General features: G+C 72.6%; 12 protein-coding genes. 8 read left to right on the top strand and 4 right to left on the bottom strand.

Features of this window, described 5'->3' with window-relative positions:
* Window positions 1-18 precede the first annotated feature (18 nt).
* The 3 genes from AB0F72_RS32180 to AB0F72_RS32170 all read left to right on the top strand — a co-directional run bounded on the left by AB0F72_RS32180 (window position 19) and on the right by AB0F72_RS32170 (window position 3,958).
* Window positions 19-1,263, top strand: coding sequence for an ROK family protein (locus AB0F72_RS32180; protein WP_360439203.1), 1,245 nt, complete (start codon window positions 19-21; stop codon window positions 1,261-1,263).
* Between the two features lie 400 nt (window positions 1,264-1,663).
* Window positions 1,664-2,476 carry a hypothetical protein gene (locus AB0F72_RS32175; protein ID WP_360439200.1) on the top strand — a complete coding sequence of 271 codons (813 nt, stop codon included), beginning with the start codon at window positions 1,664-1,666 and terminating at the stop codon, window positions 2,474-2,476.
* A gap of 117 nt (window positions 2,477-2,593) precedes the next feature.
* Window positions 2,594-3,958 carry a cellulase family glycosylhydrolase gene (locus AB0F72_RS32170; RefSeq protein ID WP_360439197.1) on the top strand — a complete coding sequence of 455 codons (1,365 nt, stop codon included), beginning with the start codon at window positions 2,594-2,596 and terminating at the stop codon, window positions 3,956-3,958.
* A 278-nt stretch (window positions 3,959-4,236) separates the two neighbouring features.
* Here AB0F72_RS32170 and AB0F72_RS32165 read toward each other — a convergent pair whose 3' ends face one another.
* Window positions 4,237-5,019, bottom strand: a complete 783-nt coding sequence (locus AB0F72_RS32165) for an arginase family protein (protein WP_360439194.1) — start codon at window positions 5,017-5,019, stop codon at window positions 4,237-4,239.
* Window positions 5,020-5,056: 37 nt separating this feature from the next.
* Here AB0F72_RS32165 and AB0F72_RS32160 point away from each other — a divergent pair, with 37 nt between their 5' ends.
* On the top strand, window positions 5,057-5,758 hold the full coding sequence (locus AB0F72_RS32160) for an alpha/beta hydrolase (protein WP_360439191.1): 702 nt from the start codon (window positions 5,057-5,059) through the stop codon (window positions 5,756-5,758).
* 120 nt (window positions 5,759-5,878) lie between these two features.
* A complete protein-coding gene (locus AB0F72_RS32155; protein WP_360439188.1) occupies window positions 5,879-7,261 on the top strand; it encodes a protein adenylyltransferase SelO in 1,383 nt (460 codons plus the stop codon).
* A gap of 67 nt (window positions 7,262-7,328) precedes the next feature.
* Here AB0F72_RS32155 and AB0F72_RS32150 read toward each other — a convergent pair whose 3' ends face one another.
* Together AB0F72_RS32150 and AB0F72_RS32145 are read right to left on the bottom strand one after the other, a co-directional pair.
* Window positions 7,329-8,603, bottom strand: coding sequence for an ROK family transcriptional regulator (locus tag AB0F72_RS32150; RefSeq protein WP_360439185.1), 1,275 nt, complete (start codon window positions 8,601-8,603; stop codon window positions 7,329-7,331).
* A 224-nt stretch (window positions 8,604-8,827) separates the two neighbouring features.
* On the bottom strand, window positions 8,828-10,033 hold the full coding sequence (locus AB0F72_RS32145) for a glycoside hydrolase family 6 protein (protein ID WP_360439182.1): 1,206 nt from the start codon (window positions 10,031-10,033) through the stop codon (window positions 8,828-8,830).
* Between the two features lie 260 nt (window positions 10,034-10,293).
* On the opposite strand from AB0F72_RS32145, the gene AB0F72_RS32140 reads away from it, so the two are divergent.
* On the top strand, window positions 10,294-10,800 hold the full coding sequence (locus AB0F72_RS32140; protein ID WP_360439179.1) for a helix-turn-helix transcriptional regulator: 507 nt from the start codon (window positions 10,294-10,296) through the stop codon (window positions 10,798-10,800).
* A gap of 74 nt (window positions 10,801-10,874) precedes the next feature.
* Here AB0F72_RS32140 and AB0F72_RS32135 read toward each other — a convergent pair whose 3' ends face one another.
* On the bottom strand, window positions 10,875-11,339 hold the full coding sequence (locus tag AB0F72_RS32135; protein WP_360439176.1) for a hypothetical protein: 465 nt from the start codon (window positions 11,337-11,339) through the stop codon (window positions 10,875-10,877).
* A 102-nt stretch (window positions 11,340-11,441) separates the two neighbouring features.
* Between AB0F72_RS32135 and AB0F72_RS32130 the strand changes: the two genes are divergently transcribed.
* Together AB0F72_RS32130 and AB0F72_RS32125 are read left to right on the top strand one after the other, a co-directional pair.
* Complete coding sequence (locus AB0F72_RS32130) at window positions 11,442-12,122, top strand: response regulator transcription factor (RefSeq protein WP_360439173.1); 681 nt, start codon at window positions 11,442-11,444, stop codon at window positions 12,120-12,122.
* Window positions 12,119-13,378 (top strand): HAMP domain-containing sensor histidine kinase, encoded by a 1,260-nt coding sequence (locus tag AB0F72_RS32125; RefSeq protein WP_360439170.1) that lies wholly within the window; start codon window positions 12,119-12,121, stop codon window positions 13,376-13,378. The genes AB0F72_RS32130 and AB0F72_RS32125 overlap by 4 nt, the downstream gene beginning before the upstream one ends.
* The last annotated feature ends 151 nt before the right edge of the window (window positions 13,379-13,529 follow it).

The raw sequence follows: 13,529 nt of genomic DNA, 5'->3' as shown, positions 1-13,529 counted from the left end.
GTCAACGAAGGGGGCCGCGTGGGACGAACGGCGCGTTCCGCCGGGGGACGGGTGCGGTCCGCCCGGGGCCGGGCTCGGGAGGCGATCCTCGACGCGATCCGGGCCGCCGAGCCGCTGAGCCGGGTCGAGATCGCGGCGGCGACCGGGCTCACCGAGGCGTCCGTGTCGATGACGGTACGCCGGCTGATCGACGAGGGCCTGGTCGTCGAGACCGGCCGTGCGCCGACGGCCGGGAAGCCGCGCACCCTGCTGCGCCTGGACCCGGCGGCCCGGATCGCGGTCGGGGTCTACCTGGACTCCGGGGTGGCGACGTTCGTGCTGACCGGGCAGACCGGCGGCATCATCTCCCGGCTCGCCCGCCCGGTCTCGCCGGTTCCCTCCGCGGACGAGCTGGCCGCCGGGGTGGTGGTGCTGCTCGCCGGGTCCGGGGTGGACGCCGCGCGCTGCGCCGGCATCGGGCTCGCGGGCGCCGGGTTGCCGCCCGCTCCCGGCGCCGAGCTCGCGGACGCCGGGTTGCCGCCCGCTGCCGGTGCGGAGCTCGCGGACGCCGGGTTGCCGCCCGCTCCCGGCGCCGAGCTCGCCGCCGCCACCGGCATGCACGTGCTGGTGGAGAACGAGGCGACGGCTGCCGCGATCGGCGAGTACTGGGTGGCCCGGCTCGGCCCGGAACGGGCCTTCGCCGCGTTGCACATGGGCAGCGGCATCGGCGCCGGCATCGTGGTGGGCGGCCAGGCGCTGCGCGGCGGCGAGTTCGGCCATTTCTGCGTACGCGTCGACGGCCCGCCCTGCTGGTGCGGCGCGCGCGGCTGCCTCGAGGCGGTGGCCGGCCCCCGCGCCGTGGTGACAGCGGCCAGGGCAGACCCGGAAGCGGCAGCCGAAGCGGGCCTCACCCCCGGGGTCGCCTCCGGATCGCCCGGGGTCGCCGCGGGATCCCGCGGGGTCGCCGCCGACTTCGCCGCCGTGGCGCGTGCCGCCCGCGCGGGGGCGCCGGCCTGCCTCGCGCTGCTGGAGGAGTCGGCGGCCTATCTGGCGGCCGCCGCGGAATCCGTGGTCAACCTGCTCGATCTCGATCTCGTCGTGCTGACCGGGGCGGGCTTCGCGGCGGCGTCGTTCGTCTACGGCCCGGCGATCCAGCGCCGGATAGCCCCGGCCGACGCCCGCACCTGGCACCGCGCGGTGACCGTGACGGTCTCCCTGGCCGCCGCGACGGCCTCCGCCACCGGCGCCGCCGCTCTGGTCCTCCAGCCCGGCCTGCGCCACTGACCCGCGACCATGTGAAGCGCCGCCAAGCCCCAACTCCACACACGCCGCCCGCTCCGCCTCCGCGTGTGGAATTCCGGCACGATCCGCACCCGAATTCAACACGCCCCGCCCGTTTCGCATCCGCGTGTGGAACTCGGGCACGCTCCGCACCCGAATTCCACACGCCCCGCCCGTTTCGCCCCCGCGTGTGGAACTTGGGCACGCTCCGCACCCCAACTCCACACACGCCGCCCGTTTCGCACCCGCGTGTGGAACTTGGGCGCGCTGCGGCTCCGCGCGCTGCCGTTCTTCACCGCCGGCACGGTGGTGGTCGCCGTGCGCCAGGCCGCCGAGTGACCACCTGGTCACCGATGGTTGCCGTCGGATAGCGTTCCGTCATCACCGTCCATGAAGGAACCTCATGACCGTCGTCGCCGTGCACGGCATCTGGAGCCGCCAGTCCGGCGTCACCCCCGCCGCGGCGGCCGAACTCCTCGCGGTGCGCTGGAGCGACAAGCTGGCCGCCGGGTACCGCGACGCCGGCCTGACCGATCCCGCGCCACGGCTCGCGGCGGCCTACTACGCGCACCTGCTCGACGACCAGCCCCCGGGCGCCGACGACCCGGAGACGCTGACGCCCGCCGAGCAGTCCTGGGCGCGGGAGTGGATGCGGCAGGCCGGGGTTCCGGCCGAGACCGCCCAGGCTCCCGCGGCCCCTCCGCTGCGGCAGGGACTGGACTGGCTGGCCCGGCACGGCGATCCGGACGCCCGGACGATCGGCCGGATCATGACGGCGCTGCTGCGCGAGGTCTCCGGCTATCGGACCCGGCCGGGCGTCCGGGAGCGCTGCCGGCAGATCGTCATGGACGCGATCGACGCGGCCGGGGCGCGGGTCGTGGTGGCGCACTCGCTCGGGTCGGTGGTCGCGTACGAGGCGCTCTGCGCGCATCCGGAGCGGGAGGTCGATCTGCTGCTGACGCTCGGGTTGCCGGGCGCGGTCTTCGACGGCCTGGTTCCGGAGCCGGTGGGTGGGCGGGGCCGGCGGCCGGGCGGAGTGCGTCGCTGGGTCAACGTCGCGGATCCGGGTGATCTGGTGGCGCTGCCGGCCGAGCTGGGCGGACGGTTCCCGGTGGATCTCCATGACACCGTCCACCTGGGGAAAGTCGACTTCCACACGCTCGGGGGCTACCTCTCCCGGGGGGTCACGGCTGCGGCGCTTCACCCGTACACCTGAGGCAGTGGGAATTGTAAATTACTTAAGATTGTCAGTCTCGGACGTTGACAGGGGTGGATGAGACGGCGCATCTTGGGAGCGCTCCCGGAAGTGAATCGTCCCCAGGAGGAATCCCCCATGAGATCGAAATGGTGGGGTGGCCTTGCCGCCCTGCTCTGCGGTGCGGCGGCCGTCCTCGTCGCCGCCCAGCCCGCTCAGGCCGCCACCGGCTTCAGCGTCTCCGGCACCACGATCGTCGACGCGAACGGCAAACCGTTCGTGATGCGCGGCGTCAACCACGCACACACCTGGTATCCGTCGCAGCTCAACTCGTCACTCTCCGGCATCAAGGCGCTCGGCGCCAACACGGTCCGCGTCGTCCTCGCGAGTGGCCAGCGCTGGACCAAGAACGAGGCGTCCGACGTCACCAACGTGATCAGCCAGTGCAAGGCGAACCGGCTGATCTGCGTGCTCGAAGTGCACGACACCACGGGTTACGGCGAGCAAGCCGGCGCCGCCACCCTGGCTCAGGCCGTCGATTACTGGATCTCCGTGAAGTCGGCGCTGGACGGCCAGGAGTCCTACGTCATCCTGAACATCGGCAACGAGCCCTACGGCAACGGTAGCGCCGCGTCGAACTGGACCGCCGACACGAAGAGTGCGATCACGCGCCTGCGCGCCGCCGGATTCCAGCACCAGATCATGGTGGACGCGCCGAACTGGGGCCAGGACTGGCAGTTCATCATGCGCGACAACGCCGCCTCGGTCTTCGCCGCCGACCCGAACCGGAACACCGTCTTCTCGATCCACATGTACGGCGTCTTCGACACGGCCGCCGAGATCAACGATTACCTCGGCCGCTTCCAGACCGCCGGCCTGCCGATCGTGGTCGGCGAGTTCGGCTTCGACCACTCCGACGGCAACCCCGACGAGGACACCATCCTGGCCACCGCGCAGGCCCGCGGGATCGGCTATCTGGGCTGGTCGTGGAGCGGCAACGGCGGTGGCGTCGAATACCTCGACATGGTCACCAACTTCAACGCCTCGGCGCTGACGACATGGGGCCAGCGGATCTTCAACGGCGCGAACGGGATCAAGGCGACCTCGGTCGAGGCGTCCGTCTTCGGCGGCCAGCAGCCGTCGTCGCCGCCGCCGTCCTCGTCGTCCCCGTCCCCGTCCACGTCTCCCTCCCCGTCCACTCCTACCGGGGCCTGCACCGCCACCTACACGATCAACAACTCGTGGCAGGGCGGATTCCAGGGCACCGTGACGGTCAAGGCCGGCGCGGCGCCGATCAGCGGCTGGACCGTCAGCTGGACCTGGCCGAACGCTCAGCGGTTCACCAACTCCTGGAACGCCACGGTGACCACCTCGGGCGAGACGGTCACGGCCCGCAACGCGGCCTACAACGGTTCACTGGCCGCCGGCGCGACGACGAGCTGGGGGTTCACCGCCTCCTCCGGCAGCGCCAACACACCCCCGAGCCCCATCAACTGCGTCTGACCATCGGGTACGGGCGGGGCCGCGCTCAGTGGTCCCGCCCGGAGCCGCAGCCGAAGCGGGTGAGCGTTGCGCCGCACCGAGCCGTAGCCGGCGCAGGCTTGTACCTGTCTGAACTACGGCTCGACGTGCTCAGCCGTAGCCGGCGCAGGCCACAACCGCGCTATACCTGCCTGAACTACGGCTCGGCTCGGCGGTGGGCCAGATCGTGGAACCCAACACGGGGGCGGACCAGCCGGACCAGCCGGACCAGCCGGACCAGCCTGCGGAGAGAGCTGTGGCTACGTCGTGGGGAGGGATTGCAGGATGGTGAGCAGCTGTGCCCGGGGCTTCGCCTGGTCGCCGGTAGCCGGCCACCACGGGCATGCCACGTCGAAGGCCACCACCCGGCCCGTGGCGAAGACGCGGCGGCACGCCTCCAGGACGGCGTCCGCTGAGGGACCACCCACGGCGGGGAAACGGAGGCCCGGGAGGTCGGCCGCGTCGATCACGTCCAGGTCGACGTGCAGGACCAGCGGGCCGGGCGGGATCGTCTCCGCGGAGACCTCCGGGACCGGGATGCGGCGGGTCGGGCTGAAGGCCAGGTAGTCCGCCTCGGCCGGGTCCAGATCGCGGGCGTCGACCAGCACGGCGCGCTCCGGGGCGACCGGGCGCAGGCCGATCAGGTCGGCGTATCGGTCCCGGTGGGCACCGGTGATGACCCGTAACGACAATCCGCCCAGATAACCGGAACTGCTCGTCTCCAGGGTGTGCACGTCGCCGTGCGCGTCGAACCAGATCACGGCCGGGTCCACGCCGGCCTGCTGCACGCCCGCGACCGTCGCGCCGGCCACCAGGCAGTCGCCGGAGAACACGACCGGAATCGTGCCGGCCGCCACCACCGGGGCCACCGCGGCGGCCGTGGCCCGGCCCACGACGGCGTTGCGCTGCCACTGATCGCCCACCCCGGCGCCGCGCTCGTCGCCGCCGGCCTGCGCCGCGTGCACCGTGTGGTCCGCCTGCACCGGGATGTCGTCGTCGGCCAGCCGTTCGTCGTGGTGATACGGCACCAGAATCGTCGTCACCCCGCGAGGCTACCCACACATCGATAACCTCGGTTGTGTGGCCACATTCGTACTGATTCACGGCGCCGGTGACGTCGGGTGGTACTGGCATCTCGTCGAGGCGGAGCTGCGGGCGCGCGGTCATCGCACTGTCGCGCCGGATCTGCCGTGTGACGACGACACGGCGGGGCTGCCGGAGTACGCGGACGCGGTCGTCACGGCGATGAACGGCCGGGCCGGCCGAGACGGGCAGACCAGCCGGGACGGGCAGACCAGCCGGGACGGACAGTACGGCCTGGTCGTCGCCGGGCAGTCGCTCGGCGGCTTCGTGGCGCCGCTGGTCTGTGACCGGGTTCCGGCCGACATGCTGGTGCTCGTCGCGCCGATGATCCCGGCACCGGGTGAGGCGCCCGCCGACTACTGGGCGAACACCGGCTACGACCATTCCGGCGACTACGACGACCTGTTCTATCAGGACGTCCCGCCCGCTCTCGCCGCCGAGGCGCGGCAGCGGGGACGGGCCCAGTCCGAGGTACGCCTGGGCGAGCCGTCACCACTGCGCGCCTGGCCGGACGTCCCGACCAGGGTGCTGCTCTGCCGCGACGACCGGTTGCTCCCACCGGCGTTCGTGCGCCGCGTCGCCCGGGAGCGGCTCGGCATCGTCCCGGACGAGATCGCCGGCGGGCACACCCCGGCGCTGAGCCGGCCCCGGGAGCTGGCCGAGCGGCTGGAGGCGTACACCGACGAGGTCCAGGGCTGACCGTGGCGTCGCTGCGGGGCCCGGGCCTCGACACGCCGGTGGGACCGCTTACGCGCGGGCTACGGCGACACGTCGCGACGAGTGCCGGCGCATCGCGGCGAGTAAGGTTGCCGGGTGGAGATGCCCTCGTTTGACAGCCGGTTCGCCCGCGAGCTGCCGGAGATGGCGGTGCCGTGGCAGGGCGTGGATTCGCCCGGCGCGGCGGTGCTCGTGCTGGACGATCAGCTCGCCACGGAGCTGGGCTTCGACCCGGAGTGGCTGCGCGGGCCGGCCGGCCTCCGGCTGCTCGCCGGGACCGAGGCGCCGCCGGGCGCCACCCCGGTGGCGCAGGCCTACGCGGGCCACCAGTTCGGTGGCTATTCGCCCCGGCTCGGTGACGGGCGCGCGCTGCTGATCGGCGAGTTCACCGGGCCCGATGGCGGGTTGCGCGACCTGCATCTGAAGGGTTCGGGGCGCACGCCGTTCGCGCGCGGCGGGGACGGGTTCGCGGCGGTCGGGCCGATGCTGCGGGAATTCATCGTCAGCCGGGCCATGCACGCGCTCGGCATCCCGACCACCCGCTCGCTCGCGGTGATCACCACCGGCCGGCAGGTGCGCCGGGAGGAGAACCTGCCGGGCGCGGTGCTGGCCCGGGTCGCGGCGAGTCACCTGCGGGTCGGCAGTTTTCAGTACGCGCGGGCCACCGGCGACCTCGATCTGCTCCGGCGGCTGGCCGATCACGCGATCGACCGGCATCATCCGGCCGCGCGGGAGGCGGACCGCCCGTACCTGGAGCTCTTCTCCTCGGTCCTGGCCGTGCAGGCCGAGCTGATCGCGAAATGGATGCTCGTCGGCTTCATCCACGGGGTGATGAACACCGACAACATGACGATCTCCGGGGAGACCATCGACTACGGCCCGTGCGCCTTCCTGGACGTGTTCGACCCGGCGACGGTGTACAGCTCGATCGACTCCGGCGGGCGTTACGCGTACCAGAACCAGCCGCCCGTGGCGCACTGGAACCTGGCGCGGCTGGCCGAGTCGCTGCTGCCGCTCTTCGACGACGACCAGGACAAGGCCGTCGCGCTCGCGACCGAGGCGCTGGGCGGCTTCGGGCCGGCCTACGACGCGGCCTGGACCGGCGGCATGCGCGCCAAGCTGGGGCTTTCCGACAAGATCGACGACCATGAGGTACGGGGTCTCGCGGAGGGCCTGCTGACACACCTGCGGGACCGGCGGCTCGATTACACGTCGGCGTTCCGTGATCTCGGCGCGACGGTGACCGATCAGGAGTGGCTGGCCCGCTGGCGAGCCCACGAGCCGGACACCGAGGCAGCGAAACGGGTGAACCCGGTCTACATCCCGCGCAACCATCTGGTCGAGGAGGCGCTGGCCGGCGGGGACCTGGAGACGCTGCTGGACGCGGTGAGCGACCCGTTCCGGGAGCGGCCCGGCCTGGAACGGTACGCGGAGCCGGCGCCGGAGGGTTTCGGAGCGTGCTACCAGACGTTCTGCGGAACCTGAGCGCTCTCACCCGGCGTGAGCGGGACTCGAGCGATTGCACCAGGCGGTGGGTGGGACCTGAGCGGTCTCACCAGACGGTGGGCGGGACCTGGTCGGGTGAGCCGGCGGGCAGCCAGATCTCCAGGTTCGCCGGGGAGAACACCTCGTCGAGCGCGAGGTGCGCCGCTCCGGTGACGCCGGAGACCTGCTCGGGCAGTGTCGCGACCTCGATCCGCAGGTCCCGGGTGGCCAGTGGCAGCGCCCGCTTGTGGATGGCCTCGCGGATCGCGCCGAGCACGTGGTCGCGGGCCGGGGCCAGGCTGCCGCCGAGGACGAGACGGTTCGGGTTGTAGAAGCTGACCAGGGTGGCGAGCGTGCCGCCGAGCAGCGCTGACGTGCGGCGCAGCAGGGCACGGGCGGCGGTGTCGCCGTCCTCGGCCGCCTCGACGACGTGCTGCGGGCGCAGATCGGGGATCGCGGCGAGCCGCGGGCTGCGCAGCCGCCCCTCGCGGACCAGCGCCGCTCCCCCGGCGACCGCCTCGAGGCAGCCGATGTTGCCGCACCGGCAGATGATCGCGCCGCCCTCGGGGATGGCGACGTGGCCGATGTCGCCGGCCGAGCCGTTCGCGCCCCGGTACAGCCGGCCGTCCATCACGATCGCCGCGCCGATGCCGAGGCCGGCCCGCACGTAGAGCATGTGCCCGGCCGGTTCCGGCCCGGCGTGCAGCTCGCCGAGCGCCATCAGGTTCACGTCGTTGTCGACCCACACCGGCGCCCCGAAACGCGCCCGCAGCCGCCGCCGGATCGGGTAGCGGTCCCAGCCCGGCATGATCGGCGGCACGATCGGGAGCCCGGTGCGAAATTCGACGGGCCCGGGCACGCCGACGCCCACCGCCCACACCGGGATCCGCCGCGCCTCCAGCAGTTCGGCGGCGAGGCTCTCGGCCAGGGTCAGCACGGGCTCCGGGCCGTCGGCGACGTCGATGGCGCGTTGCCGGCTGCCGAGCATCCGGCCGGTCAGGTCGGCGACGCCCACGATCAGGCTGGTCGCGCCGACGTCGATGCCGACGACCACGCCGCGTCCGGCGCACAGCCGCAGGCGGCGGGGCGCGCGGCCACCGGACGACGGGCCGAAGCCCGCGCCCTCGACCAGGCCGGCGCTCTCCAGCTCGGCGACCCGCTGCGCGACGACGGAGCGGCCGAGGCCGACGCGTTCGACGAGCAGGGGCTGGGTGATCCCGGCGCCGCCGCGCACGGCGTTGACACCGGCGCCGGCGCGCACGGCACTGATGCCGGTGCCGGCAGGCACGGCGTGGCTGCCAGTACCGGCGCGCACGGCGTTGCTGCCAGTGCCGGCGCGCACGGCGGCGAGGATGGCGGCTAAGCCGTTGATCCGGTCGCTGACCACACGGGTAGATTAATCGACTTTCTCCGATCAACGGAAGAAGCCGCCCGGTGACCACGCACCGGTAGCGATGGTCGCCGGACGGCCGGGAGCGGGCAGGGAGGCCGCGCGGACTCTCGGGGACGGGCGGGGCGCGCGGGGGCGGGGTCACCCGTACCCGGAGGTGGAGTGACCCCGCTCGGTCAGGCGCTGGCGCAGGTCAGGGTGGGTGTGGAGGCGGCGCCGTTGGCGAGGAAGCCGAAGGTGGCGGTGGCGCGGGGTGCGAGGGCGCCGTTCCAGGAGACGTTGCGGACCGTGACGGCGGAGCCGGCAGCGGAGAGTGTGCCGTTCCAGGCCTGGGTGACGGATTGGCTGGCGCTCAGGGGCCAGGAGACGGACCAGCCGGAGATCGCGGCGGCGCCCGCCGTGACGGTGACCTCGCCCTGGAAGCCGCCCTGCCAGGTGCTGGTGACGCGCAGGGTGGCGGAGCACGCGCCGGTCGGCTGGCTCGGCGACGGGCTTGTCGACGGGCTGCTCGACGGGCTCGACGAGGGACTGGTGGACGGGCTGCTGGACGGGCTTGACGAGGGAGTGGACGGGGACGGCGAGGACGGGTTGGTGGCGCTGCTGGCCAGGCTGTACGCCAGGTCGGGCTGGAAGGAGCCGGCCGCGTAACGGCATCCGTCGGCCTCGCCCGGCGGCTTGACCCACAGGTATCCGTCGATGTTGTCGTCGCCGGTGGCCACGGTCGGGTAGCGGCCGATCCGGCGGTCGGTGTTGTCGTCGCCGCACCAGTCGCCGCTCGCGCCGCCGTTACGGCTCGTGTCGATCACCTGCCGCTTGCCGGATACGCCCTGCGCGGAGAGTGAGCTGATGATCGAGCGCCCGTACGCCGCCTCGGCGCTCGTCGGGTTGAAGTTGGAGACGTTGGTGTAGAAGCCGTCGGCGTCGGCGATTCCGGCCGCGATCATGCGGCCGGCCTGGTCTGCGGCGCTGTTCCAGGCGGAGTGCCCGGCGTCGAGGTAGATCTTGGAGTTCGGGTTGCCGGCCTTCAGCGTGCGGACCGCGGTGCGCAGCGCCTGGTTGCGGGCGGCCAGGTCGGCGCTGCTCAGGCAGGTCTGCAGGGCGAGCGAGTCCGGCTCCAGGATGATCACCACGGTCCGGTTCCCGAGGGCCGCGGCCAGATTGGAGATCCAGGTCTGGTACTGCGTCAGATCGGGGGCGCCGCCGGAGCTGGCGCCGCCGCAGTCGCGATTCGTGATGCCGTAAACGGTCAGGACGGGAATCTGCCCGGCCGCGTTGGCCGCGCCGACATATCCCGACACTTCGGATCTGACCGTGGAGACGTTGAAGTTCGACAGCCAATGCGACGCCGGCTGGCTCGCGATGCGATCGCGAATGACGGGCATTCGGGAGTCCGAAGGATTAGCGGCGACCCATCGGGAAACTGACGTGTCCGGTTCACGATAAAGCGAACCAGTGATCGTTCCGGCGGACGCGTTCCCGGCGAAAGCGACAGCTCCGGTGGCTATCAGCAGGCCAGCAGCGAGGGCGAGGGGGATACGGGACATGACACCTCTCCTGGGGATTGGGAGCGCTCCCAAACGTATCCCGAGCTGGCACGATAGGCAACCGTCGATTGTGAATTCGAAGATCTACATTGCGGGATATGTCACTGCATACGCATCGAAGCCACGCTGGGCCCGTTGCGATCAGGCCAGTGTTGGCGCCACACCTGCAAGAGATCGTCGAGTCCCTGGCGGTCGGCGAGACCGCGCGCGAGGCGGCGGCGCGGCTGTTCATCTCGCCGAATACCGTCAAATCCCGGCTCAAAGCCCTGTACCAGCAACTGGGCGCACGAGATCAGGCGCACGCGGTGGCCATCGCGTTCCGCCTGGGCATCCTGCGCACCACCGACGAGCCGAACCTGCAACCGGTGGTCATCGGAGGTCTCAACCCCGACCGGCTACGAACCACCATCAATGATCTGACCGCGCTCCTGCGCGTGGCCGAGAAAGTCCCGCACCGTCCCGACTACCAGGATCTGCTCCGTGAGGTGGCCGAACTGGCCGCCGACCCGGAGGCTGATCCGCACGACGCACTGCAGCAGATAGCCCGGATCGCCGAGTCGGCCGCCACGTCGGCCGCCGACGGCCCGGCCGTGGCAGCTGCCTGATCCCGCCCGCAGGGGCTCCGGCCCCACCTAGGGCTTCATCCCGCCGGGGAGGCGACGGGGTGAAGCCCAGGCGGTCAGTCCCCGGGCGTCACCAGGATCCGCGGCTGACCCGCGACGCACTCGAGGTCGACCTCCAGCACCACGGGCGGATCATCCGAGGAGCGGAACTCGCCCTCGTCGCCATCTTTTTCGGCCACCGCCCAGCCCTGCGCGGGCGCCATCGAGAGGATCCGCCCGCAGTCGGCGACGACCAGGCCGCCCGGCGTGGTGAACGAGGTGCCGGCCGCCGCGATGGACGGGGTCACAGCGGAGGGTGTCGCGGCGGAGGGGGCCGCCGACGCGGGCGGCGAGGGCGCGGCCGACGCCAGGCTCCGCAGTTCCCGCGCCACCTCGTCCTCGGTCATCGGCGCGGCCTGCTCGCCGGTCAGCCCGCTGCCCACCAGGTTGATCCCGACCACGCCGACCAGCACGGCGAGCGCCACCGCCACCAGCCACCCGCCGGCGATCACCAGTGGCCGCCGTCCCCGTCGTTCCCGCACGAGGCAACTATGCGCCCCGCGCCGCTAAGGCCAGCGCCCGAGGAGGATAAGAGAACGTTAAGGACCGGCCGGACGTCCAGGAAACGCGGATACCGTGCAGCCGTGGCACGACTGTTGTTGATCGAGGACGACCCGGCGATCCGGGGCTCGCTGCTGCGGGCCCTGCGGGAGCGCGGGCACGCGGTGGCCGCCTCACCGGCCGCCATGGACGGACTGCAGACCGCCCTGGCCGAACGACCGGATCTGATCGTGCTGGATCTCGGGCTGCCCGATCTGGACGGCCGGGAGCTGCTGCGCATGCTGCGCGCGGTCAGCCGGATCCCGGTGATCATCGCGACCGCCCGGGACGAGGAGACCGAGATGGTACGGCTGCTCGACGCCGGCGCCGACGACTACGTGGTGAAACCGTTCACCGCGGCGCAGCTGGACGCGCGGATCCGGGCCGTGCTGCGGCGCGGCGCCGGGCCGGTCGGGAGCCCGGTCCTGACGGTCGGCGGGCTGAGCATCGACGCCGGCGCGCGCACGGTCACGCTCGACGGCGCGCCGGTCGAGCTCAGCCCGCGCGAGTTCGACCTGCTGCACCACCTGGCGCAGCGGCCCGGCCAGGTCGTGACGAAACGGGACCTGCTCAGCGAGGTGTGGCAGGTGCCGTACGGCGGGGCCGACAAGACCGTCGACGTGCACCTGTCCTGGCTGCGCCGCAAACTCGGGGAGACCGCGCAGGAGCCGCGCTACCTGCACACCGTTCGCGGGGTGGGCGTGCGGCTGAGCGAGCCGGCGTGAGGAAACGGCTGGCGCTGCTCGTCGCGGGGACCACCGTGCTGGTCCTGCTGGCGTTCCTGGTGCCGCTCGCCGTGCTGGTCCGCGACTTCGCCGAGGACCGGGCGCTGAGCCGGGCCGGCGACGCGGTGCAGACCATCGTCCCGCTCGTCGGCGACGTCGGCGGGTTGCGGCGGGCCGTGACGGCTCAGCCCGTACCCGTGACAGTCTTTCTCCCCGACGGGAGCGCGCTCGGCGCGCCCGCCGCGCCCACCCCGGCGGTCCGCCTGGCCGCCGCCCGGGGCCGCGCACTCACCGTGGCCACCGACGAGGGCCGCGAACTCGTGGTGCCGGTGGTCAGCGCGGGCCGGACCACCGTGGTACGCACGCTGGTCACCGAGGAGGCGCTCACCCACGGTGTGGCCCGCGCGTGGCTGACCCTGGCCGGCCTCGGGCTCGCGCTGGTGCTGCTCGGGCTGCTGGTCGCCGATCGGCTGGCGCGTTCGATCACCCGGCCGATCACGCAGTTGTCCTCGGTCAGTCATCGGCTGGCCAACGCTGAACTGGGCGCGCGGGCCGAGCCGTCCGGTCCGCGGGAGCTGCGGGAGGTGGCCGGGGCGCTGAACCATCTCGCCGGGCGGATCCAGGAATTGCTGACCGCGGAGCGGGAGCAGGTCGCGGATCTGTCGCATCGGCTGCGGACGCCGCTGACCGCGCTGCGGCTGGAGGCGGAGTCGCTGCGGGACCCGGAGGAGTCGGCCCGGGTGGCGGCCGCGGCCGATGAGGTGGCGCGAGCGGTCACCGCCGTGATCCGGCAGGCGCGTCACCGGGAGCCCGGAGCGGTGGTCTCCCCCACTGCTTCCTGTGACGCGGCGGCGGTGGTACGGGATCGGGTGGCATTCTGGGCGGTGCTGGCCGAGGACACCGGGCGTGAGCTGCGGCAATCGTTGCCGTCCGGGGCCGTGCCGGTGTCCGTCGCCGCCGACGATCTGGCTGCGGCCCTGGACGCGCTGCTCGGGAACGTCTTCGCGCACACGCCGGACGGGACCCCGTTCTCGGTGACCCTCACCGCGAACCCGGTTGTGCTGACGGTGAGTGACGAAGGGCCGGGGTTCGCGCCGTCGGCGGCCCGGCGCGGGGTTTCGGCGGGTGGGTCGACCGGGCTGGGGCTGGACATCGCGCGCCGGGTGGCCACCGGGTTCGAGGTGGGAGCGGGTGCGGGAGGTGGCGCGGACGTTCGCCTCACGCTGCCGGGGAACGCGGGGGCCGGGCTGCCCTAGTTGCCAAGATCCGGGTCGGGGCCGGGGCCGAGCCGTAGCTCAAGCGGGTATCGGCGGCTTGGAGTCAATCAGTGGTTGCAACACTCGATTGATCAGGGGTTTTGATGGGGAAGATGGTGCCTCGTGGGGTGCAGGTGCGGTTCTGGGAGCA

Origin of the sequence: Actinoplanes sp. NPDC023936 (assembly GCF_040639325.1) — a bacterium.
GTDB lineage: Bacteria > Actinomycetota > Actinomycetes > Mycobacteriales > Micromonosporaceae > Actinoplanes.
This window is presented reverse-complemented; position numbering and strand designations above follow the sequence as displayed.

What these genes read in the sequence shown, in the direction of transcription:
- AB0F72_RS32175 (WP_360439200.1), top strand. Translation starts at nt 1,664, where the DNA reads ATGACCGTCGTCGCCGTGCACGGCATCTGGAGCCGCCAGTCCGGCGTC.
- AB0F72_RS32170 (WP_360439197.1), top strand. Translation starts at nt 2,594, where the DNA reads ATGAGATCGAAATGGTGGGGTGGCCTTGCCGCCCTGCTCTGCGGTGCG.
- AB0F72_RS32155 (WP_360439188.1), top strand. Translation starts at nt 5,879, where the DNA reads ATGCCCTCGTTTGACAGCCGGTTCGCCCGCGAGCTGCCGGAGATGGCG.
- AB0F72_RS32145 (WP_360439182.1), bottom strand. Translation starts at nt 10,033, where the DNA reads ATGCCCGTCATTCGCGATCGCATCGCGAGCCAGCCGGCGTCGCATTGG.
- AB0F72_RS32140 (WP_360439179.1), top strand. Translation starts at nt 10,294, where the DNA reads ATGTCACTGCATACGCATCGAAGCCACGCTGGGCCCGTTGCGATCAGG.